Here is a 19,115-nt window from a genome sequence, read left to right as displayed (position 1 = left end):
CACTGGGCAAAGCTTTCGTCATTGAGCCGCATCTTGCCGACGAACGGGCAAGATAGGCAACCAAATGGACAGGTGGCCGAGTGGTTAAAGGCAGCAGACTGTAAATCTGCCCGTGTAAGCGTACATAGGTTCGAATCCTATCCTGTCCACCAGCCTCCCATGGGAGATGGATAAAGCCAGCAAGTCACTGATTTTCCTTATCTTATCCTCGCTCAGAGGCGACATAAAAGGGTTCCCAATCAGTGGGAATTGTTTTGAAATATACTAAGTGAAATCTGAAAATTGCACGGATTGCTTACCGCAGAAAATATCCTGACGAAGTCAGGTGTTACATTCTCGGTAAAGCTTCTCAAAATCTCAAAGGGCCGTCTCGGGGGCCCTCAAGTATCTCGGCTGCCAAGTCGCCTTCAATGTTTGCCGACGATATCAGCCACATGAATAGCGCAACTCTTTAAAAGAGTCCGAAACTTGATGTGTTGGTCATTATTATCATTTCGGCGGTGCCAAATCATTGTCCATTCGATTGGCGGAAATTCAATGGGTGGTTTGAAAACGGCGATGTTAGCTGAAGCTTCCAATCTCTTGGCCAGGCTGATTGGCACCAGAGCTATGCAGTGCGTTTGTATGATTGTGGAAGGCATCGCTGCATAGCAGGAAAAACGGACGATATCGTTCTGCAACAAGCTATTACCAGCCAGGAATGCCTGTTCCATCGAGATATTTTGATTAGCGTCTATTTCAAAACTGGCATGGGGATGTTGGAGATATTCCTCAATTGACAGGTCTCTCAACAATGCGCTGTCCTCTGGGTGTCCAATCCCAACCATAGGTTCGACAAACAAGGGTTCGGAGTTTATCGACTTCAAATTATTGGCGTTGACCCCGCTGCTCAACATCACGAATTTTGGCGCGATAACATATTCAATTTCCCCGCTAACGAGCTGCTCCGCAGAGTGCCCACCAGCGCTTAGAAATTGTGGTAATATATTGATCCCATCGTGCGAGACCAAATGGCTAAGCGGGCCGCCTAATAATGCCATGACATGGTCATTAGTGGCAATTTTCAGCAGAGTTTTCGGCTTGTTCAGATCACCTTCAATGGGTTCGATTATGTCCTGAAGGGCAGCAAGCGCGTGCTCAAGTGGAGATAATATGCTTTCTGCTTTTGCTGTAAGCTTCATTACGCCCTTAGACCGAACAACTAGCTCATCATCAAATTGATGTCGGAGCTGCTTCAACGCAGCGCTCAACGCCGGCTGTGAAACGCCGAGCGCTTTTGCAGCTTTGCCGACACTGCCGTGCCTTAATATTTCGCGTAAAATAGGAAGCGTATTAAGATTAAATGCCCGAAGGCTTTTTTTTCCGTCCATGGATATCTGCTCGTTGGCGCATTCTTCTTAGCCGCAGAATGACAAATCGGTTCTTGTATATAACTAAATCAAATAAAGCATATCAGTCAATAAAATTGGACCGAACAATTACTCTGTTATATTAGCGACGGAATTCGAGGTTTCTTTCGGGTCGCAATTTGACAGCCTACATCAATTCATCAGTAATTGGGAAGTCATCGTTGATTAGCGGGGTGGCGTATTGTTAACACCCCGCTGATCTTCCACCTAGAACCGTCGCGGCGCTGAATTTCCAGCATTGGGTCAGCTTTTCAAGGCAACAGCTACGCGCATTTGCGTAGAGACGGCTTTACCCATTTTCCTTAATTGTGCGGGCCAGTCTTAAATTGCGATGGAGTCCCCAATGGAAAACCATATGAAAGCGGCGATTTTTATTGAGCCCGGCAGGATCATTCTTGGTGAAAAGCCGATTCCCGACATTGGGCCCCTTGATGCGCTTATCCGGATTACAACAACTACCATTTGTGGAACCGATATCCATATATTGAAGGGTGAATATCCGGTAGAAAGAGGCCTGACAATTGGCCATGAACCTGTTGGGATCATAGAAAAACTCGGATCCGCTGTTGAGGGTTTTGCCGAAGGTCAGCGCGTCATCGCTGGCGCAATTACGCCAACCGGCACATCTTATGCCTCGATGTGCGGTTTTCATTCTCAATGTGGCGGTCATACGGGCCATGGTTGGAAAGCCATGGGCGGATGGCGGTTCGGGAACACGATTGACGGCGCTCAGGCGGAATATCTTAAGGTGCCCGACGCGATGGCCAACCTTGCCCCGGTGCCTGACGGATTGACTGACGAACAGGTGCTGATGTGCCCTGATATCCTGTCGACCGGGTTTAGTGGTGCAGAATCGGGCAAGATTAAAATTGGCGATACGGTTGCTATCTTCGCTCAGGGCCCGATTGGGCTTTGTGCAACCGCAGGTGCGAAAATGATGGGCGCTACAACCATCATCGCAGTGGAGTCGATTCCCGAGCGGATGGAAATGTCACGCAGCATGGGTGCGGATCATGTTGTCGATTTCAGTAAGGTCGATCCGGTGGATGAGATTATGCGGATTACCGACGGCCGCGGGGTTGATGTGTCGATCGAAGCTTTGGGCAAAAAACAGACATTTGAAGGCGCCTTGCGGGTATTGCGGCCCGGCGGAACATTGTCTTCGCTCGGGGTCTATTCCGAGGACCTCACAATACCTCTGGATGCCTTCTCAGCGGGTCTGGGAGACAATAAGATTGTCACCACGCTTTGCCCGGGTGGCAAAGAACGTATGCGCAGATTAATGGATGTGATCGGGGCCGGCCGTGTCGATGCCAGTGGGCTTGTAACCCATCATTTTTCGCTCGACGATATTGAAACAGCCTATGATTTGTTCGCAAATCAACGTGACGGTGTGTTGAAAATCGCAATTCAGCCTTGATGGTATTTCAGCACTGTTACTCAGTTTTTAAGAATGCGGAGGGTTATGAAGGTTCGTTCTCAATATCCGATGTCGGGATATTGTGATCGCTATCAAGCGCCATCTTATGGCACCAAAATCGTGACAAGTTGCAACCAATTGCATAGCCGCCGCTCGCTATCTAACAACTGGCTCGCGAAAAGCTTGTTGTAAAAAAGCAATATGCACATCCGGACAGTCCTCTTGCATTCGGGTATTTCAAAGACCTATCAGCCAATGAAGTGGAGTGAGCGACTTTCCGGTTGAGCGCTTCAACATAAGGAATTAGCCTTTCTGGCTATCGAAACCTTATGTTCCGATTGGCAGGAAACCGATACTGCCCCTTGATTTTACAGCCGCGTCTGCGCATGGGTTATGAAATAAATGGAATAGCAAAAGGCCTTTTATGTCCCCTGATAAGCAAGCGCGAACTGGTACCGATTCTGCGCTACGGAATTTTCTGAGAAGCGAAGCGGCGGGTGGTATATTGCTGATGGTTGCGGCAGCTTTGGCGATGATTGTTGCGAACAGCCCGCTTTATGACATGTACCATCACATCCTGCATGAGCTGCAGGGGCCGGTATTGTCGAAAAAGCTGGGACCGATGACGCCACATCTGTGGATTAACGATGGTCTGATGGCGATATTTTTCTTGCTCGTCGGGCTGGAGATTAAGCGGGAATTTGTCGATGGCCGTCTGAATACGTGGGAACGGCGTCGCTTGCCCATATTGGCAGCAGCAGCGGGCATGGCAGTGCCAGCTCTTATATATCTGGCGGTGGTTCGGGATGTTCCCTTGCTCCTCAATGGTTGGGCCATTCCGGCGGCGACGGATATTGCGTTTGCTATTGGAGTGCTGGCGCTGCTCGGGCCGCGTGCACCGACGTCGCTTAAACTGTTTCTCGTAACGGTCGCAATTGTCGATGATATGGGCGCTGTGGCGATTATCGCACTCGTTTATACGGCGGAAATTAATGGAGCGGCCTTGCTTGCGTCGGCTGTAATCCTCGGAATTATGTACACAATGAACAAGGCGGGTGTGAAATCTCTGCCCGTCTATTTAATCTTTGCTGCTCTACTCTGGTATGCAGTTTTGCTGTCTGGTGTCCATGCGACGATAGCAGGGGTGCTTGCAGCACTGGCAATTCCGATTGTGGTGACGCCGGGCGCGCCAGATGCGACAGATTCGCCTTTGCACCGGCTGGAACACGGCATCGCGCCATGGAGTGCCTTTTTCATCGTACCGGTTTTTGGCTTCGCCAATGCTGGCGTTTCGCTGGAAGGCATCGGGATGGAGCAGATTTTTGCGCCATTGCCGATCGGCATTGCGGCAGGTCTTTTCTTTGGCAAACAGATCGGCATTTTTGCAGCAGTTTGGATAGCCGTAAAGACAGGATTTGCGGGCCGGCTAGGCGGTGCCAGTTGGTTGCAAGTCTACGGCGTCGCCATGCTTTGCGGTATCGGCTTTACCATGAGCCTGTTCATCGGTGCGCTCGCTTTTCCCGGAAACCAGCTTTTGATTGAGGAAGCGAAAATTGGTGTGTTGGGCGGATCATTCCTGTCCGCCATAGCCGGATATTGTATCCTGCGCTTTGCCCCGCAGGACAAGCATCTTAAATCGCTCGACGAGGAAGAGGCGCAGCAGCTGAAGGCGGTTCTTTGAAGGCAGTTGCTGCCCTTATTTTGGCGCTATCAACTCTTCCAGGCTGTGTTGAGCGGCCGGCACCTATCTCGGTCGCGGCCGATAACTCTGCGGAGATATCGCAAATGGATGCCATTGCTGAGGACTATGTGAAGCTGACACTCGCTATGGGTGAAAAAGAAGCGGGTTATGTCGATGCCTATTATGGTGATCCGGCATGGGCCGAAGCGGCCAAAACCGATCCGCGTTCCCTAGTGGAATTGGGCAATGATATAATTCGCCTGATGGAGCGTATTGATGTGCTTCCCATTAGTGACGACCCCATGGTTGAAGCCCGAAAACGCTTTCTGTTGGCGCAGCTCGAAGCCGCCCAGACGCGCCATGCTATGATCTCGGGTGAGACATTGCCTTTTGTCACAGAGGCTAAGGGGCTATTTGGTGTCACGCCGGTGTTTAAGCCGCTGAGTGATTATGACGCTGCGCTTGCGAAAATCACGGCGCTGGTTCCCGGTGAGGGGCCGTTGCATGAGCGCGTAGAGGCCTATCAAGAGCGTTTCACCATCGCGACCGACCGCCTGAAACCCGTTTTTGATGCGGCCATTGCGGAATGCAAAAACCGGACGGCGAAGCATATCACGCTGCCGACCGGTGAAAATTTCCAGATGGAATTTGTCACCGGAAAAAGCTGGAGCGGATATAATTATTATCAGGGCGGTTTTCAGAGCCTGATCCAGATCAACACAGATCTGCCCATTCGCATCAGCCGCGCTGTCGATCTGGGCTGTCACGAAGGCTATCCGGGCCATCATGTCTTTAATATGCTGCTCGAACAACGGCTGACGCGCGAGCGTGGCTGGCCGGAATTTTCCATCTATCCGCTCTATTCGCCGCAATCCCTGATTGCCGAAGGATCTGCGAATTATGGCATTGATCTGGCTTTCCCGGGAGAAGAGCGGCTGATATTTGAACGGGATGTTCTCTATCCATTGGCTGGTCTCGATCCGGCCAAAGCAGCAGATTATTTCGAATTACAGCAGGCCCTCGGCGAGCTCGAAGGCGCCCGCTTTACGATAGCGCAGGCCTATCTCGACAAGAATATTTCATCTGAAGAGGCACTGACGCTGATCCAGAAATATCAACTCGTCAGTCGCGAACGGGCCGGGCAATCCCTATCCTTTAACGACCAATATCGCAGCTATGTGATCAACTATGGCCTGGGTCAGGACATGGTGAAGAGCTGGGTCGAGGCGCAGGGCGATGCACCAGTGTGGCGCTGGAAAGCGATGGAGAAGCTGCTCAGTGAGCCGATGTTACCGCGGGATTTGATGCAGGGCGCCGGTCAATAATAAGTTCGATCTCAATAAAATAAATTATATAACAAAGGCTTATGGATAATTTGATCATAGGATTTTGAGCATAAACGAATTGCTATTGCGCATTTGAAAAATCGGCGTAATGGCGAAAAGTCACGGCTGAAATATAGATTTTATCATTGCCGCAGACATCGTGCTTGGATGTTTTTTCGGGGATATTGTCTTATGGCCTTCAATCTTTTCGGACGTGTGAAATCTCTCGATGCCATTTTGGCCACAGCGGAGAAAAAATCACTCACCCGGTCACTTGGTGCAGTTCAATTAACGCTGTTGGGCGTTGGCGCTGTCATCGGCACCGGTATTTTCGTGTTGACGGCAGAAGCGGCGCAAAAGGCCGGTCCGGCTATGATGTGGAGCTTTGTGATCGCGGGTCTGGTTTGCGCAGTCGCGGCGCTTTGCTATTCCGAACTGGCTTCAATGGTGCCGGTCTCCGGGTCCGCTTATACATATACCTATGCCGTGATGGGAGAACTGCTCGCCTGGATGGTCGGTTGGGCGTTGATTCTGGAATATGCGGTGGCGGCTAGCGCTGTTTCAGTAGGCTGGTCGGGCTATTTTATCGGATTGCTCGCAAATGCGGGAATATATTTGCCCACCGCGCTGACCATCGGCAGCTATGCGCCCGGTGGTTTCATCAACCTGCCAGCCTTGTTGATAGCGTTGCTGGTTACGGTCCTACTCATGGTTGGCACGAGCGAAAGCGCACGCGTCAATGCCGTGCTGGTCTCGATCAAAGTTACGGCGTTGACTGTTTTCATCGTCCTCACCATACCCATGATGCAAGGACAGAATTTCGAACCCTTCCTGCCTAATGGCTGGTTTGGAGAAAGTAGCGGTTTCGGTGCCGTCGGAGCGGCTGCATCGATTTTCTTTGCCTATGTTGGCTTCGACGCGGTTTCGACAGCAGCCGAGGAAACGAAAAATCCGCAGCGCAATGTACCAATCGGCCTGATCGGCAGTCTTGCCATTTGTACGGTATTTTATCTGCTTGTCGCCGCCGGTGCCATTGGTACCGTGGGTGCGCAGCCGCTGATCGACGTGGCTGGTAATGTGCTGGCCCCCGGCAGTTCTGAATTTGCAGCCCAGTGCCAAACTTTGCTGGCGGCAGGACATGAACCCCTCGTCTGCAGCCATGAAGCGCTGGCATTTGTCCTGCGCTCTATTGGTCATCCGGCATTTGGCAACGCCATTGGATTGGCTGCGTTTCTGGCATTGCCGTCCGTCATTCTCATCATGCTGTTCGGGCAAACGCGGATATTTTTCGTGATGGCGCGTGACGGATTGCTCCCGGAGAAGCTCGCGGCGATTCACCCCAAATGGAAAACACCGCATATCGTGACCATGATTACGGGTGTCGCCGTCTCGTTCTTTGCCGCCTTTCTGCCGGTTGGGAAGCTTGCGGACATTTCGAACAGTGGTACGCTCTTTGCTTTTTTCATGGTCGCGATTGCTGTGCTTATTCTGCGCCGGACCCAGCCGGACAGGCATCGTCCGTTTCGTACACCATTGGTTTGGATAGTGGCTCCGCTCGCAATATTGGGCTGTGTCGGGCTATATTATAATCTGCCGCTGGAAGCGAAGCTGGTCCTCCCGGTCTGGGGCGGGATCGGCCTGTTGCTATATTTCGCTTATGGGTATCGAAAGAGCCATGTTGCACGCGGATTGGTCGAAGTTCATGAAACCGATTCGGATGCCCCACCGCAGCCAATACCGCCATTACCTGAAGCATAATCTGTTTCGATTCTCGGCAAATTTACGCTTCCTGTTAACTTATCGCTAACCAATTTCGTTCACTCCGGTTTCTGAAACTTGAACTGGCGCTGTCGAGTGCCGTGTTTTTGAACAGGGATCGGATTTATGACTGAAGCGAAAGCACCCTCTAATAACCCCGTAGATGTAGCCATTATAGGCGCAGGACCAGCAGGGCTTACCGCCGCTTATCTACTCAGCAAAAAAGGGTACACCGTCAAGGTGATCGAAAAAGACCCGACCTATGTCGGCGGGATCAGCCGGACGGTGGAGCATGAAGGCTTTCGTTTCGACATTGGCGGGCACCGGTTTTTTTCAAAATCCAAGGAAGTCGTCGATCTGTGGAATGAGATCCTCCCCGATGATTTTATTCAGCGTCCGCGGATGAGCCGCATCTTTTATGAAGGTAAATTTTACAGCTATCCACTGCGGGCTTTTGAAGCTTTGTGGAATTTGGGCGTCTGGCGTTCCACGCTGTGTATGCTCAGCTATGGCAAGGCGAAGGTCTTCCCTAATAAAAATGTGAAGAGTTTCGAAGACTGGACCGTCAATCAATTCGGTTACAAGCTCTATTCAATTTTCTTTAAAACCTATACCGAGAAAGTCTGGGGCATGCCCTGCGACGAAATGTCCGCCGATTGGGCCGCACAGCGGATCAAGGGCCTCAGCCTTTGGGGCGCGGTTGTCGATGGTTTAAAACGCTCATTGGGCCTGAACAAGAAGCCCAATGATGGTATGGAAACCAAGACTTTGCTTGAAACTTTCCGCTATCCCCGCCTCGGCCCCGGCATGATGTGGGATGCGGCGCGCGATTTTGTGCAGTCTAAGGGCAACGAAGTGCTCATGGGCCACAGCTTGAAACAGCTCGCGCAGGATGCCGATGGCAACTGGCGCGTGTCGGCTTCGACCGAAGATGGCGAGACCATTATCAATGCGAAACATGTGATTAGCTCTGCGCCGATGCGCGAACTGGCCACCCGTATTCACCCGCTGCCAAAGTCTCTTCCGGAAGCGCAGGATCTTAACTATCGCGACTTCTTGACGGTGGCGCTGAAGGTAAAATCTGACGATCTTTTCCCCGATAACTGGATCTATATTCATGACGACCGCGTTCAGGTTGGCCGCGTGCAGAATTTCCGCAGCTGGTCGCCGGAAATGGTTCCGGATGAGTCCATTGCTTGTGTCGGGCTTGAATATTTTTGTTTTGAAAATGATGGCCTGTGGTCGTCTTCTGATGAAGACCTAGTTGAACTCGCCAAGAAAGAAATGGCGATCCTTGGCCTGTGTAAACCAGAAGATGTCATCGGCGGTGCGGTTGTGCGTCAGGAAAAAGCCTATCCGGTTTATGATGATAGCTATGAAGCGAATGTCGCTGTCATGCGCGACGATCTCGAAGCGCGTTTCCCGACCCTGCACATGGTTGGCCGAAACGGCATGCATCGCTATAATAACCAGGATCACGCGATGATGACAGCAATGTTGACGGTTGAAAATATCGAAGCCGGAACCCGCAAATGGAATGTGTGGAACGTCAACGAAGATGCCGAATATCATGAAGCTGGTAATGAAGGCGCAGAGACCGTGATTTCTGAAGACCGGGCGGCTGCATTGGACAGCATGCGCGATGTTCCCACTCGGATTGAAGGTGACGTACCAGAAGTTAAACCTTCCAAGGCGGCGTAAGCAAGGTGGAACGCAGCGGTCAGGATAGACGGTCTGCCGTCGGGGTCTGGGTAGGAAATCTGCCTAGGCCACTGGCTTTTCTGAACCGTTTTTCCATCACCCGCTATTTACTGGCGAGTATTGTTAGCCTCGCCTTTGATGTCGCCTTGTTCATGGTTCTGGTCGCATTTGCTTTTGATCCTGGATGGGCCTCTGCGGCGGGCTATACCGCTGGAATAATTGTTCACTGGCTGATTTCATCAAGCTTCGTCTTTCCTGGAAAAGCTAAAACCGGCTCCGCGCTGCAATTGCAACGGCTTGGCTTTATCGGCACGGCTGTGCTTGGTCTTGGAATAACTGTTAGCATTGTGAGCTGGCTGACCGATCTCGGAACACTGCCTGTCATCGCTAAGGGTGCAGCAGTTTTTGTGAGTTTCTTTGCGGTCTATCTGACCCGTAAATTTGGAGTATTCCGGTGACTGCAATTACAATGGAAGCTCCCCGAGGCAGACTGTCAGCAGAACTCATAAAGTTTCTCAACTGGGCATTGATCTGGCTGGGTCTTGCAAATATTCCTTTCATTGCTATGTGGTTCGTGGGCGCTCCGCCGCGCTATTTTGAAATTGCGGTAGCGGGCCTTGTTGGCTTGGTCGTCAAGCGCATGCCGCGTGTCATTCAGTGGGCGGCCTTTACCGCCGTCATGGCTTATTCCATTCTGTCATTTGTAGCCGGTCTGTTCAATCTGGGAATGAGTTCGCTCCTTTACTCCATGCAGTTTTTTGCAGAAATTAAGCCATCGAATTCGACAGAATATATTGCGGCCGCCGGTGTAATATTGGCGATATTAATCGCCAGCTGGTTCCTGCTTAAGCGGGACACAAATTTTGCGAAGCCATATTATATTCTGCTGGGCGGCGCCTTGATATTCGGGCTCGCCGGAACCGATTATGCCATGGGTCAAAGTATGCGCGGCCACTATTTCCGTGAGGCGCCGGCAGGTGCCGATTTTGAATCAGCCACACAAAAATCCGGTTTTGCCACACGGGCTGACGGCAAGCGTCATCTGGTATTGATCATCGTTGAATCTCTGGGTGTGCCCCATCACAATAAAGCCATGTCAGACAAATTATTCGCCTATTATAATAATAGCGCGATTCAGGCCCGCTATGATGTGAGTAAAGGAACGAGCCTCTATTATAACAGCACGACGTCCGGCGAATTTCGAGAGATGTGCGGGCAATGGGGCGATTATTACGAACTGCTTGAGCCAGCCGATGCAGCAAAATTAAACTGTCTGCCAGCGATGCTGGCCACAAAAGGTTATGCCACTCATGCTATGCACAGCTTTAAGGGGGAGTTCTTCAAGCGTGCCGAATGGTATCCGAATATCGGCTTCCAAAAACGCGAATTTTGGGCAGAGCTTCATGCAAAAGGTGCGGAATGGTGCGGCGGTGTGTTTGCCGGCGCTTGTGACCGGCAGATCCCCGCAATGCTCGCGGAGAACCTGAAGCAGGCGAAAAAGCCTACGTTTCTGTATTGGTTGACGGTCAATACCCATTTGCCTGTGCCGACAGGCCTTAATCTAGATGTCGATGATTGTTCAAAAGTCTCACTGCAACTGGCGAAAGAATTTCCGATGATTTGCCGCCAATTTGCGATATTTGATGATATTGACAAAGCCTTGGTGAATGAAATTACCGCCAGTGATTTTCCTGAATCGGACATATTGATCGTCGGTGACCATATGCCGCCCTATTATGACCGGCATAACCGCTCGCAATTTGATCCGGAACGGGTGCCATGGCTTTATCTAAAGGCTAAAGGAAAGTCAGAAACCGGGATATGACCGTGACCGAGCGTTTGCGTGACAATCTTCCAATATTGCTAATCTGGCTCGCCGTGTGTGCGGTACTGATTTTCGTATCCTTCGACCAGATTGTTTCCGGCAGTGGCTGGGGACCGGATGATCAATTGCGGCAGGTACAATTGCGCGATTGGCTAGGCGGTCAAAGCTGGTTTGATACGACCCAATACCGTATTGCCGAACCGGATAGCCAACCGATGCATTGGCCGCGGCTGATTGAGTTGCCATTGGCGTTTGTTGTGGTGATGTTTCGGCCGCTCATCGGCCCCGCTGCTGCTGAAATTGCAGCCATGGTGATCGTTCCTCTGGTGGGTCTTGGTATCTCCATGTGGCTGGTTGCGAAAATCACCGAGGAGCTTTTTGATCGGAACGTTGCGCTGCTGTCTGCCGCTTTGACTGCGACTGCCGTTCCCGTTGTCGCTCAACTCCGCCCCATGCTGATCGATCATCATGGGTGGCAAATTGTGCTGGCACTGGTTGTTTTGTGGACCATGTTCTGGCCGGATAAGCGCAAGGCGGGCGTCCTCATGGGCTCTGCGTTGGCGCTGTGGCTCGCGATCTCGCTCGAAGGTCTTCCCCTGTCGGTCGCTTTTATTGCATTATTAGCTTGGCGCTGGATCATTTCGTTGGACGAAGGTGTCCGACTGTTCTGGACTCTCACCGGATTTCTCGGCGGCAGCACATTGCTCTACCTAGGTAACCATGGCCAGTTCGATGTGGCGCTTAACTATTGTGATGCGATATCGCCTGCCCATTTAATGGCATGTGCCGCTGGCGCGATTGTCATTTTGCCCGCAATAAAATTTGCGCCCGGTTCATGGTTGGTGCGCTTGATTGCTTTAGTTGTCGCTGGAATAGCTGCTCTGAGCGTATTTTATGTCAGCGCGCCGCAATGTATTGGTAGCGCCTTTGGACAGTTAGACCCGTTGGTGCGGGACTATTGGCTGGTTAACGTGCGCGAGGGATTGCCGATCTGGGATCAGCCGGTGAGAGAGGCTGTCTCTCTATTTGGAGGTTCGATCGTCGTTGGTCTTGGCTGTCTGGTGTTTATCAAATGGCGACGACCCGATGCGGCTGACAATGATAAGCTGTTTCTATTAGCTTATGCTTTGATTTGGGCATTTATCATGTCCTTGTTGGTGCTGCGCGCTTCAGCCGTTGCAGCAGCTTATGCGCTGCCGTTCTTAGGTTGGGGAGTCCATCACGCTTTTATGGGCGCTCGCCAGATAAAGCGCCCGGTCAGCCGGATATTGGCGACGGCGGCGGTGGTTTTTTTGATCTTGCCCGGCCCGCTATTTCTGGGTCTGGTCGCCGGCATTAGCGGTGATGAAGATGGCGATGACGCAGCTATGTTGACCTTGGAAGGCAAGCCGGCATGTGATTCGACGGAATCACTGGAGCGCCTCAATGCGTTGCCGCGGTCCAACATTATCGCACCTTTTGATTATGGTCCCGAGATTTTGGTGCTGACGCCGCATAATATATTAGCGACCAGTCATCACCGCAATGATACCGCTATGGCCGATCAAATCCGCATTTTTACATCCGCACCCGACATAGCCCGCGATCTTATCGAAGCGCGGAATATCCGCTATGTTGTGGCCTGTCCGGATACATCAGAGCTCAACTTATATGGTAATAGGCATCCTGATGGTCTGTGGGCAAAACTATCCAAAAAGGAAAAGTTCGTATGGTTAAAATCTGTCCATTTACGGGACAGTGGCTTAATTGTCTGGCGGGTCGTCCCAAAAGATTTGCGTAACGGCGTGTAAAATATAATAACGGCGCGCGCATTGTCGGAATGTGGGTTTCGGAGAAGGAAATGGCAGGAATAACCGGTTTGGGCGGTATCTTTCATATGGTAGAGGACCCGGCCGCAACGCGGAAATGGTACAAGGAATATCTGGGCTTGGACGGCGAATATGGTCCGATGCTCAGCTGGTCTGACGAAAAGGGGCATAATCCCTATAGTCTCATCAGTCATTTTCCTTTGGACAGCGACTATCTGGCGCCAAGCACGGCGAAATTCATGATTAATTTGCGCGTTGATGATCTGGACGCCTATGTCGAACAGCTTAGGGAAAAAGGGCTGGAAATTCTTGGTCAAGTGGATGAAGGCTATGGAAAATTTGCCTGGACCCTCGATTGTGATGGGATCAAGCTGGAATTCTGGCAACAGATAGAAGTGCCAGAAGCAGGCAGTTAAAACAAATCGCTATCAGGCGGGGATGAATTTTAGAGCAAGTCCGTTGATACAGTGACGTTTGCCGGTTGGTCTTGGACCGTCGTTGAAAATATGCCCCAGATGACCACCACAGCGGCTGCAATGTACTTCGGTGCGCTGATAACCGATTTTATAATCCGTCGATGTTCCCACGCGTCCCTTTATCGGCGCCCAGAAACTCGGCCAGCCGGTGCCGCTATCAAATTTCATTTTGGAGGAATAAAGCCCTAAATTGCAACCGGCACAGGCAAATATGCCTGAACGCTTTTCTTTGTCCAACGGGCTGGAATAGGCGCGTTCAGTGCCTTCCTCACGCAAGATACGATAGCGCGCGGGGCCAAGACGTTTTTTCCATTCTTCGTCTGTGCGTGTAATCTTGAATTTCTGCCCGGACGGGCTGCCAGCCTTGGCAATGGCGCCACCGCCGAAAATGCCGCTTAGGCTGGCGACGCCATAGGCGCCCACACCGATCAATCCGGTTGTCATCATCTTGCGTCTGTTAAGAATTGCCATGCCGTGCCTTCCCGTGTCGTTCACACTTAGTTCGGTGCGACTTACCAGATGGTTACACTTTGGGGCCTGAACGCAAACTGATCAATATTTGGAAAGCGTTACTTGCATCTTTCTGAAACCATGCACGAAACAGGCGTGGACGCGCTTCGTTTCGCCCGTCACATTGACCTGCATACGCCGTTTTGCCATTTCTTCGAGCAGGATGCGGATCTGTAATTCGGCTAGACGCGCCCCGACACAGCGGTGAATGCCATAGCCAAAGGCCAGATGACGGCGGGCATTTTCACGGTCGATAATCAACTTGTCAGCATCAGGAAAAACAGTCTCGTCACGGTTCGCGGAGATATACCACAAGATGATCTTGTCGCCCTTCTTGATTGCATGACCGAACAGGTCCGTATCTTGGGTTGCCGTGCGGCGCATGTGGGCAAGGGGTGTCTGCCAGCGGATTATTTCCTGCACGGCATTGGGAATCAGTTCCTCATTTTCTTGAAGTTTTTTGCGCTGATCTGGAAATTGATCCAGACCATAAGCAAGGCCCGACATGGTATTACGCGTGGTGTCGTTGCCGCCGACGATCAGCAGCACCAGATTGCCCATAAATTCCATCGGATCCATGTCCTTCATGGCTTCGCTGTGGATCATCATCGATATCAGGTCGGGCGTGGGTTCTGCATTTACGCGTTCGTTCCAGAGGTTCTGGAAATAGGCTCCCATTTCGTATAAAATTTTCTGGCGCTGTTGATCCAGTTCCGGTGCATTCGATAATTCCACATCACCGGCCCAATCCGACCAATAGGTCAGCATCCATCGATCTTCCCAAGGGAAACCAAACAATATGGCAAGCATGCCGGTGGTCAGCTCGATTGAAACCTTATCGACCCAGTCAAATTCCCTGTCCCATGGCAGACTGTCCAGCACTTCGGCGGTCCGGTGCCGGATTTCCTTCTCCATTCGCTTCATTTCTGTCGGCGTGAAAGCAGGGGCGACTGTGCGGCGTTGGCCCGTATGTTTGGGCCGGTCCATGGCGATGAACATCGGTAATTGAAAATCCGAATCCATGCGGTTGTCGGCAATGGTAATGCCGCCATATTCTACATCGGACGAATAGATTTCAGGCAGCGCCTCGACATGCTGAATCGTTTTATGATCGCATATATTCCAATACGGCCCGTAAGTCGATTTTTCGACTTTATTGATCGGTGCATTGGCCCGCATCTCGGCAAATGGCGCTCGCCATAAGTCTTTGCTGTACAGAGCGGCACGGCTGACATCCCGTGGATTAGCATCGGCATCGGCATGCGGGGGATTGTCTTTATACCAAGCCTCCAGCGCATCTGCTGCTGCGGGGGACGTGGTGAGGGTCGACGCGTTTATTACCGGGTTAGTGGCCATGATTCTCTCCTGCCGTTGCACTTTTGTACAATCGGTTGCGTTCCAAAAACCCGTTTAGTCTGCCTTTATTGACAGTAATGTCAATGATATTTCGTTGAGCCGCTAGAGTCTCATGATATTGAGATGCCGAAATTCAGCCGCGCATCCGGGCAAACAGATTTTTTTTACGGGCGCTATTGCCCGTTTTCATGACATTGCGGCGAAACAGCATCACGCTGAAGCGGATGATTATCAACGTGAACATTGCTTGCCAGATCAGCGCTAGTCCATGTTGCCAGATATTGTCCATCTGCGCGGCTCGGGCAATCATCGCAAAGGGCGAACTGAACGGAAACAGCACAGCGAACCATTCAATGGGTTCACCTAATTTGGTCACGGTATAGGCGGCGAGGAAGAAGACCAAAAGCTGCCCCATGGTGACGGGCATCGAAAGCGTCTGGACTTCGCGCACTGTGGTCGCCATCGCGCCAATGCCCAGAAATAACGAACCCAAGAGCAAATAGGCCATGGAGAAATAGAGCACCAATAGAATGCAGAATAGCGGCCAGCCAACGGCCGGCGCCGCAAGGTTGGGGATACCGGCATTAATGACTGTAACGCCGATAAATCCTAATGTCGTCCAGACGGTAATGCCGACCAAGGCCATGCCCAGCATCGCAAAAAGCTTGCCCAGAAAGATGGCGTCCATCGGGATGGCTGCTGCGAGTATTTCGATAATCTTGTTGGTCTTTTCTTCCACCAGATTGGACAATACCATGCCTGCCAAGATCATAGTGAGCAGGATCAATATGATCTGGCCGCCTTGCGCCGTTGCAATTTGGGTGCGTTTCTTGGAGCTGCCGGTTGTACCGACAAAGTCGGCCTTTACCGTGATCGGATTTGAACCGGACAAGGCTGTTTCGGATAAAAGCGCAATTTTGCCGCTCCACCTTTTGACATCCGGTGCTGACCCTGTGAGCACGGGAGCTTCCAGTGACCCTGAAACAATGGCCGTCAGGGGTTTGGAAGCTTTATTGAGCTTCGCCTTTATTTCGGGATCTGTCGGATGGACGTTGGGCAATAGCAGCAGTTCTGGGAAAGCCCCATTGCCCAGATTTTTTGACAATGTGGTCCGTGCCTCAACCAGTTTTGCTGACTGGCTCGCTTCTAATGCGACCCCGATAACCGGCCGGTCAATATCGTCTCGAACCTGTTGACCCAAACCGCCGGCGGCAACGCCGATGATCAGCGGGAAAAGAGGTCCCAATAAAAAGAAGAAGAAGGATTTGGAAAATATGATGGCGCTAAAATCGCGGCGGGCGATGACAAAAGCGGCTCTGATGGTCTCGATCATGCGGATTCTCCCTGCAATCCGGCCTCAGTGGCATTATCTTCTTCCATTTTCTTTGCAGCCGCTTCACCGGCAATATGGACGAAAGCGTCATGTAGCCCGGGGCGTTCAATGGACAGGGACTCAATACCGGCATCACCCTCTATCAGGGCGCGGAGCAATGGCTCGACCCCGCTTTCCGGCAATGTGAAGTGCCAGTTATGCCCGAGCGGCAGGCAATCGGCCGGAATGGCGGCGCGCCAAGGTCCGTCCAGATTGCGGGTTTCCAGATGCACTTGCGGGCGCAGCCGGTCGCGAGCGGCGGACACTTTTCCGGTAAAAGGAATTTTGCCATTGGCAATAATTGCAATATCTTCGCACAGTCGTTCAGCATGGGCGATGACATGGGTGGAGAAAATAACCGTCACACCCTTGTCCGCCTGTCCACGGATAAGCCGTTCCAACTTGCCTTGGTTCAGCGCATCAAGGCCGGAAAACGGCTCGTCCAATATGATGAGATCAGGATCGTGTACAATCGTTCCCAACAATTGCACGGTTTGCGCCATGCCTTTGGACAATTGCCGTATTTGTTTGTCTACCGCGTCACCCAGTCCATGATCTATCATCATCTGGCGGCCGCGTTTTCGTCCTTCGGCTAGAGGCAGTCCCCGCAATGCGCCCATGAAAGCGATCGCATCATAGGCTTTCATGGACTGATAGAGACCGCGTTCTTCCGGAAGATAACCGACCTGATGCGCTTTGCTGATAGGATCGGCAGAACCGAGCAGGAAACGCTCGCCCTCATCTGGATCGATTATTCCGAGCAGCATCCGTAATGTCGTGGTTTTGCCTGCGCCATTTGGGCCCAATATGCCGAAAATACTGCCTTTTTTAATCGTTAGATCAATCCCGTCGACAGCGGTTTCACCATCGAATCTTTTAACGATCTGGCGGGCTTCGATAGCATTGGCGGGGATAGGCTTGAGTGCGCTGGAAGTCATTTACGGCTTTCCTATTGGGACGCTGTGATTGATAGTGGCCTCTTATGGCGGATGACAAGTTAAGATTAACCAAAAATTTGGAGAATATGGCGCGGGAGCAAGGGTTCGCTGCCTTTGGCATTGCGCCTGCCGTTTTGGCACCCGTTACGGCGCAGCGATTGCAGGACTGGCTTGCGGGTGGTCAGCATGGTGACATGATCTGGATGGAGGGCCGCGCAGACGAACGCGCAAGCCCGCAAAATCTATGGCCAGACGTCCGTTCTGTGATCATGCTGGGGATGAGCTATGCGCCCGCGCATGATCCGTTTTCGCTCGAAAAAGTTCCTGATCATGGCCGGATATCCGTTTATGCGCAGGGCAAGGATTATCATGATGTCGTCAAACGTGCGCTCAAACATACGGCGCGTTGGCTGGTGGAAAATTCCGATTGTGAGGTAAAGGTTTTTGTCGACACCGCACCTGTGATGGAAAAACCGCTGGCCGAAGCAGCTGGTCTCGGCTGGCAAGGCAAGCATACCAATTTGGTGAGCCGCGACCATGGCAGTTGGCTGTTTCTGGGGGCTATTTACACGACCCTTGATCTGGAGCCATCGATGGGCGGTAAAGACCGCTGTGGCAGTTGTTCTGCTTGTCAGGATATTTGCCCGACCAACGCCTTTATCGAACCCTATCGGCTCGATGCGCAGGCCTGTATTTCCTATCTGACGATTGAAAATAAGGGGCCGATACCGACAAAATATCGCAAGGCGATGGGCAATCACATCTATGGCTGTGATGACTGTCTTGCGGTATGCCCGTGGAATAAATTTGCCGACCAAGCGGCGGCAAACAAGGCTTTCTTACCCCGGGCAGAATTGGCTGCGCCAGCTTTGGCGGATTTGCTCGCGATGGATGATGCTGGTTTCCGGACGATATTTTCCGGATCTCCGATCAAACGGTCAGGCCGCAACCGGATAGTGCGCAACAGTTTGATTGCCGCAGGTAATAGCGCAGATGCCACTTTGGTTCCGGCGGTTACGGCATTGTTGGATGATGAGAATGTAGTCGTGCGTGGCGCGGCCGTCTGGGCTTTATTGCAGCTTGATCGCAACCAATTCGATCACGAGAAAGAAGTGCGCCTGTCAAAGGAGCCTGATCCCGACGTGCTACTGGAATGGCGATCAACCGAAACTAGCGTTGCCGCAGCGCATTGACGCAAGATACCCGATCAACTTCTGCGCCATCACTGCGGCGGGTATCAATATGGGTAACATGGCCTTCGCCGCCGCTTTTCTGCGGGTAGAGATAGGCATCCAATATACAGGCGCCGCTGGAAAATTGTAGCTTTCGTGCAGGAGGTTCGGCAACATCCGCCTGAGGATTTCCGAATAATCGCTTCAACTGGTCAGCTGTTTTGCCCATAACGAGTTCTAGGCCATGGATATTATTGAGCGGTGACGCGTTAGTAGCGGGCAGCGCCGGGGATTTTACGGCGCCGGTCGATACACAGGCTGCAAGAGACGACAGGGCGGATAATATGATAAGCTTGCGGATCAT

Annotated in this window: 16 protein-coding genes and 1 tRNA gene; 11 read left to right on the top strand and 6 right to left on the bottom strand. The window is 51.8% G+C overall.

What is annotated here, in order from left to right:
- Positions 1–66: 66 nt before the first annotated feature.
- Positions 67–152, top strand: a tRNA-Tyr gene (locus V7676_RS11475).
- A gap of 255 nt (positions 153–407) precedes the next feature.
- On the opposite strand, the gene V7676_RS11470 is transcribed toward V7676_RS11475, so the two are convergent.
- Entirely contained in the window at positions 408–1,370 is a 963-nt protein-coding gene (locus V7676_RS11470) for a LysR family transcriptional regulator (RefSeq protein WP_335659842.1), read from the bottom strand.
- Between the two features lie 382 nt (positions 1,371–1,752).
- Here V7676_RS11470 and V7676_RS11465 point away from each other — a divergent pair, with 382 nt between their 5' ends.
- The 9 genes from V7676_RS11465 to V7676_RS11425 all read left to right on the top strand — a co-directional run bounded on the left by V7676_RS11465 (position 1,753) and on the right by V7676_RS11425 (position 13,343).
- Entirely contained in the window at positions 1,753–2,829 is a 1,077-nt protein-coding gene (locus tag V7676_RS11465; protein WP_335659841.1) for an NAD(P)-dependent alcohol dehydrogenase, read from the top strand.
- A gap of 424 nt (positions 2,830–3,253) precedes the next feature.
- On the top strand, positions 3,254–4,510 hold the full coding sequence (gene nhaA, locus V7676_RS11460; RefSeq protein ID WP_335659840.1) for a Na+/H+ antiporter NhaA: 1,257 nt from the start codon (positions 3,254–3,256) through the stop codon (positions 4,508–4,510).
- 104 nt (positions 4,511–4,614) lie between these two features.
- Positions 4,615–5,835: a hypothetical protein gene (locus V7676_RS11455; RefSeq protein ID WP_335659839.1), complete on the top strand. Its 1,221-nt coding sequence runs from the start codon at positions 4,615–4,617 to the stop codon at positions 5,833–5,835.
- Between the two features lie 192 nt (positions 5,836–6,027).
- A complete protein-coding gene (locus tag V7676_RS11450) occupies positions 6,028–7,593 on the top strand; it encodes an amino acid permease (RefSeq protein ID WP_335659838.1) in 1,566 nt (521 codons plus the stop codon).
- A 126-nt stretch (positions 7,594–7,719) separates the two neighbouring features.
- Positions 7,720–9,294, top strand: coding sequence for an NAD(P)/FAD-dependent oxidoreductase (locus V7676_RS11445; protein WP_335659837.1), 1,575 nt, complete (start codon positions 7,720–7,722; stop codon positions 9,292–9,294).
- A 5-nt stretch (positions 9,295–9,299) separates the two neighbouring features.
- Positions 9,300–9,752 carry a GtrA family protein gene (locus tag V7676_RS11440; RefSeq protein ID WP_335659836.1) on the top strand — a complete coding sequence of 151 codons (453 nt, stop codon included), beginning with the start codon at positions 9,300–9,302 and terminating at the stop codon, positions 9,750–9,752.
- Positions 9,749–11,119: a sulfatase-like hydrolase/transferase gene (locus V7676_RS11435; RefSeq protein WP_335659835.1), complete on the top strand. Its 1,371-nt coding sequence runs from the start codon at positions 9,749–9,751 to the stop codon at positions 11,117–11,119. Before V7676_RS11440 ends, V7676_RS11435 begins: the two co-directional genes overlap by 4 nt.
- Positions 11,120–11,121: 2 nt before the next feature.
- On the top strand, positions 11,122–12,909 hold the full coding sequence (locus tag V7676_RS11430; protein ID WP_335659834.1) for a hypothetical protein: 1,788 nt from the start codon (positions 11,122–11,124) through the stop codon (positions 12,907–12,909).
- A gap of 50 nt (positions 12,910–12,959) precedes the next feature.
- Positions 12,960–13,343: a VOC family protein gene (locus tag V7676_RS11425; RefSeq protein ID WP_335659833.1), complete on the top strand. Its 384-nt coding sequence runs from the start codon at positions 12,960–12,962 to the stop codon at positions 13,341–13,343.
- Between the two features lie 12 nt (positions 13,344–13,355).
- Here the strand turns inward: V7676_RS11425 and msrB are convergent, their stop codons facing one another.
- From msrB to V7676_RS11405, 4 genes are all read right to left on the bottom strand, one after another.
- Positions 13,356–13,874, bottom strand: coding sequence for a peptide-methionine (R)-S-oxide reductase MsrB (gene msrB / locus V7676_RS11420; RefSeq protein ID WP_335659832.1), 519 nt, complete (start codon positions 13,872–13,874; stop codon positions 13,356–13,358).
- Positions 13,875–13,955: 81 nt separating this feature from the next.
- On the bottom strand, positions 13,956–15,269 hold the full coding sequence (locus tag V7676_RS11415) for a cytochrome P450 (RefSeq protein WP_335659831.1): 1,314 nt from the start codon (positions 15,267–15,269) through the stop codon (positions 13,956–13,958).
- A 133-nt stretch (positions 15,270–15,402) separates the two neighbouring features.
- Positions 15,403–16,602 (bottom strand): ABC transporter permease, encoded by a 1,200-nt coding sequence (locus V7676_RS11410; RefSeq protein WP_335659830.1) that lies wholly within the window; start codon positions 16,600–16,602, stop codon positions 15,403–15,405.
- Positions 16,599–17,579 (bottom strand): ABC transporter ATP-binding protein, encoded by a 981-nt coding sequence (locus V7676_RS11405; RefSeq protein ID WP_335659829.1) that lies wholly within the window; start codon positions 17,577–17,579, stop codon positions 16,599–16,601. Before V7676_RS11405 ends, V7676_RS11410 begins: the two co-directional genes overlap by 4 nt.
- 44 nt (positions 17,580–17,623) lie before the next feature.
- Here V7676_RS11405 and queG point away from each other — a divergent pair, with 44 nt between their 5' ends.
- Entirely contained in the window at positions 17,624–18,772 is a 1,149-nt protein-coding gene (gene queG / locus V7676_RS11400; RefSeq protein ID WP_335659828.1) for a tRNA epoxyqueuosine(34) reductase QueG, read from the top strand.
- Here queG and V7676_RS11395 read toward each other — a convergent pair.
- Positions 18,750–19,115 (bottom strand): hypothetical protein, encoded by a 366-nt coding sequence (locus tag V7676_RS11395; RefSeq protein WP_335659827.1) that lies wholly within the window; start codon positions 19,113–19,115, stop codon positions 18,750–18,752. The two genes, queG and V7676_RS11395, sit on opposite strands and share 23 nt — an antisense overlap.

Origin of the sequence: Parasphingorhabdus sp. (assembly GCF_036963805.1) — a bacterium.
Lineage (GTDB): Bacteria > Pseudomonadota > Alphaproteobacteria > Sphingomonadales > Sphingomonadaceae > Parasphingorhabdus.
The sequence above is the reverse complement of the archived record's forward strand: the minus strand, read 5'-3'. Positions and strand labels throughout refer to the sequence as shown.

Excerpts from the sequence above, each read along its gene's own strand:
- V7676_RS11395 (WP_335659827.1), bottom strand. The coding sequence starts at position 19,115 with ATGATCCGCAAGCTTATCATATTATCCGCCCTGTCGTCTCTTGCAGCC.
- V7676_RS11445 (WP_335659837.1), top strand. The coding sequence starts at position 7,720 with ATGACTGAAGCGAAAGCACCCTCTAATAACCCCGTAGATGTAGCCATT.
- queG (WP_335659828.1), top strand. The coding sequence starts at position 17,624 with ATGGCGGATGACAAGTTAAGATTAACCAAAAATTTGGAGAATATGGCG.
- V7676_RS11465 (WP_335659841.1), top strand. The coding sequence starts at position 1,753 with ATGGAAAACCATATGAAAGCGGCGATTTTTATTGAGCCCGGCAGGATC.
- msrB (WP_335659832.1), bottom strand. The coding sequence starts at position 13,874 with ATGGCAATTCTTAACAGACGCAAGATGATGACAACCGGATTGATCGGT.
- nhaA (WP_335659840.1), top strand. The coding sequence starts at position 3,254 with ATGTCCCCTGATAAGCAAGCGCGAACTGGTACCGATTCTGCGCTACGG.
- V7676_RS11470 (WP_335659842.1), bottom strand. The coding sequence starts at position 1,370 with ATGGACGGAAAAAAAAGCCTTCGGGCATTTAATCTTAATACGCTTCCT.
- V7676_RS11455 (WP_335659839.1), top strand. The coding sequence starts at position 4,615 with ATGGATGCCATTGCTGAGGACTATGTGAAGCTGACACTCGCTATGGGT.
- V7676_RS11405 (WP_335659829.1), bottom strand. The coding sequence starts at position 17,579 with ATGACTTCCAGCGCACTCAAGCCTATCCCCGCCAATGCTATCGAAGCC.
- V7676_RS11410 (WP_335659830.1), bottom strand. The coding sequence starts at position 16,602 with ATGATCGAGACCATCAGAGCCGCTTTTGTCATCGCCCGCCGCGATTTT.
- V7676_RS11415 (WP_335659831.1), bottom strand. The coding sequence starts at position 15,269 with ATGGCCACTAACCCGGTAATAAACGCGTCGACCCTCACCACGTCCCCC.
- V7676_RS11450 (WP_335659838.1), top strand. The coding sequence starts at position 6,028 with ATGGCCTTCAATCTTTTCGGACGTGTGAAATCTCTCGATGCCATTTTG.
- V7676_RS11425 (WP_335659833.1), top strand. The coding sequence starts at position 12,960 with ATGGCAGGAATAACCGGTTTGGGCGGTATCTTTCATATGGTAGAGGAC.